Source organism: Stenotrophomonas sp. 2YAF22 (assembly GCF_052114665.1).
GTDB classification, from domain to species: Bacteria; Pseudomonadota; Gammaproteobacteria; order Xanthomonadales; family Xanthomonadaceae; genus Stenotrophomonas; species Stenotrophomonas indicatrix.
The window spans coordinates 1-3137 of the sequence record NZ_JBFRFE010000522.1 but is presented as its reverse complement, the minus strand read 5'-3'; the positions used below and the strand labels follow the sequence as shown (position 1 = coordinate 3137).

The following is a 3137-nucleotide window of genomic DNA, read 5'->3' as shown; positions in this document are numbered from 1 at the left end:
TGGGTTGGCRGGGGTGTCCGCGGCATGGATGCCGCGGCCAAGCCCCCAGGGATGGGTTCACGGCGTCCCCCGCCAACCCATCCGGACCGACCAAAACCGGGATCCCGCTTTGGACGCCAGCCGCGAGGGGGCTGCGCCCGTTGGCCGGTCAGCCCCGCAGGGGCTACTTCAGCCTGTCCAGCGCCTCGACCAGCTCATCGGCCAGCGGCGCGTTCAGCACATACGGGCTCTTGCCGTCGTCCAGCGCGAACTCCAGCGACGCGGCATGCAGGAACAGGCGCTTCAGTCCGATCTGCTCACGAAGCCGCTTGTTGACCGCAGGATCGCCGTACTTGTCGTCACCGGCAACCGGATGCCCGAGATGCTGGGCGTGYACGCGGATCTGGTGGGTGCGGCCGGTTTCGATGCGCACCTCGCAATAGGAATGGCCGCCCTTGCGCTCCAGCACCCGGAAATGGCTGATCGATTCCTTGCCGATCGCATTGACCTGCACATGGCGCTCGCCGCCCTGGCGCAGGCCCACGTGCAACGGCGCGTCGACCGTCATCACCCCGTCCGGCATGCGCCCGGCCAACAGGGTCAGGTAGCGCTTGCGGATGCCGGCGCCGTGGTCTTCACGCAGCAGTGCCTGCAGCTCGCTCAGTGCCGAACGCTTCTTGGCCACGATCAACAGGCCCGAGGTGTCACGGTCCAGCCGATGGACCAACTCCAGGGTCTGGCCGGGGCGCAGAGCGCGCAGGGTCTCGATGGCGCCGAAGCTGATGCCGCTGCCGCCATGGCTGGCGACGCCGGTCGGCTTGTTCAGCGCCAGAAGGCGGGCATCTTCGAAGACGATGGCCTGCTCCAGCCGACGCATGAACGCCTCCGGTGGTCCCGCCTTGTCTCCTTCATCGCTGAGACGAACCGGCGGGATCCGCACTTCGTCGCCAGCTTCCAGCTTGCGCTCGGCCTTGGCGCGGCCGCCGTTGACGCGTACCTGCCCGCTGCGGACCAGCTTGTAGACCAGGCTGCGCGGGGCACCCTTGAGCTGGCCGAGCAGGAAATTGTCCAGGCGCTGGCCGGCGCGGTCGGCCGGAACGGTGATCATGCGCACGGAAGGCTTTTCGCCGGCCGGCTTGGTAGGGTCTTGTGCAGTCATCAGCCTGTTTATTCTGTTACACTCGGGGGGCGAGATAAGGGATTGATTTCGTTGGAAGTTACTCAGGGCCAGAAGCCCCGCTTCCGACGAATCCGGCACAGTGCGCGACCACCGCCCGCGGGGCGGCCATGTTAGCGGCTCACCGGCGTTCCCGGCCATCGCCGATTGCCTGACACGCAGTCGCGCTGAACATGTCCCGTGCGGCGCTCCAGCCTGGCTGACAGCTGCCTCCGGCCCTGCAACACCCAAAACCAGAAAATTGAAGCGCTCCCGCGGCCTGCCGTGGTGTCGTAGCGCTGGAAACCCAAGCCGCCCTCCCCGCGCTTGCGCGAATGGGCGGCGAGCCGTGTCCAGAGGCGAAACTCCATGGCGTTCCGCGCGGTAGCCGCTTGCGAGGAACGCAACAATGAAGCGAATGCTGATCAACGCCACGCAGGCTGAAGAGCTGCGTGTTGCCATCGTGGATGGCCAGTCGTTGTATGACATCGACATCGAGCAGCCGTCCAAGGAACAGAAGAAGTCCAACATCTACAAGGGCCGGATCTTCCGCATCGAGCCCTCGCTGGAAGCGGCCTTCGTTGAATACGGTGGCGGCCGCCACGGCTTCCTGCCGCTGAAGGAAATCTCCCGCGATTACTTCCAGGCCGGCGTCGACCACAACAAGGCCGGCATCCGCGAGCTGCTGAGGGAAGGCCAGGAAATCGTCGTCCAGGTGGACAAGGAAGAACGTGGCAACAAGGGCGCTGCCCTGACCACGTTCATCTCCCTGGCCGGCCGTTACATGGTGCTGATGCCCAATTCCCCCAGTGCCGGCGGAGTTTCCCGTCGCATCGAGGGTGAAGACCGGGCGGCCTTGAAGGACGCCCTGGACAAGCTGAACATCCCCGACGAAATGGGCGTCATCATCCGTACCGCCGGCGTCGGCCGCGATGCGGAAGAGCTGCAGTGGGATCTGGATTACCTGCTGAACGTCTGGCGCGCCATCGCCGAAGCCGCCCTGAGCAAGCCGGCCCCGTTCCTGATCTACCAGGAATCGCGCCTGATCGTGCGCGCCCTGCGTGACTACCTGCGCGCCGACATCGGCGAGATCCTGGTGGACACCGAGGAGATGTACGAGCACGCCAAGGAGTTCATGCAGCAGGTGATGCCGCAGACCCTGCGCAAGCTCAAGCATTACAAGGACGACATCCCGCTGTTCAACCGCTTCCAGATCGAATCGCAGATCGAAGGCGCCTACGAGCGCAACGTGCGCCTGCCGTCGGGCGGTTCGATCGTGGTTGACCAGACCGAAGCGCTGACTGCCGTCGACGTCAACTCCTCGCGCGCCACCAAGGGCAGCGACATCGAGGACACCGCGTTCCAGACCAACCTGGAAGCGGCCGAGGAAGTGGCCCGCCAGCTGCGCCTGCGCGACCTCGGCGGCCTGGTGGTGATCGACTTCATCGACATGGCTTCCAACAAGCACCAGCGCGAAGTCGAGAACCGCCTGGCCAACGCGCTCAAGTACGACCGTGCACGCGTGCAGGTCGGCCGCATCTCGCGCTTCGGCCTGCTGGAAATGAGCCGCCAGCGTCTGCGTCCGAGCCTGGGCGAATCCAGCCAGATCGTCTGCCCGCGTTGCGACGGCCATGGCCGCATGCGCAGCRTCGAGTCGCTGTCGCTGTCGATCATCCGCGTCGCTGAAGAGCATGCGATGAAGGAGAACACCGGGCAGGTGCTGGTACAGGCGCCGGTGGAGATCGCCAATTACCTGCTGAACGAAAAGCGCGGCGCACTGGGCGAAATCGAGAAGCGCCACGAGGCGCCGATCGTGATCGTTGCCGACGAGCAGCTGCACACCCCGCATTACACCGTCACCCGCCTGCGCGACAACGAACTGGGCGAGGAAAGCGGCAAGCCGAGCTACCAGCGCGGTACCCCGCGCAAGCTGCCGGTACACGCACTGACCAAGGGCCAGCTGAACATCCCGCCGCCGATGGTGACCCAGGTCAAGCACAAC

The 3137-nt window shown here is 65.5% G+C and carries 2 protein-coding genes; one reads left to right on the top strand and one right to left on the bottom strand.

The features are described from left to right. Positions 1-163: 163 nt before the first annotated feature. Positions 164-1138: an RluA family pseudouridine synthase gene (locus AB4Y84_RS17510; RefSeq protein ID WP_312785980.1), complete on the bottom strand. Its 975-nt coding sequence runs from the start codon at positions 1136-1138 to the stop codon at positions 164-166. A 406-nt stretch (positions 1139-1544) separates the two neighbouring features. Between AB4Y84_RS17510 and AB4Y84_RS17505 the strand changes: the two genes are divergently transcribed. Further along, the coding region (locus AB4Y84_RS17505; protein WP_442250547.1) for an Rne/Rng family ribonuclease at positions 1545-3137 on the top strand (1593 nt) is incomplete at its 3' end.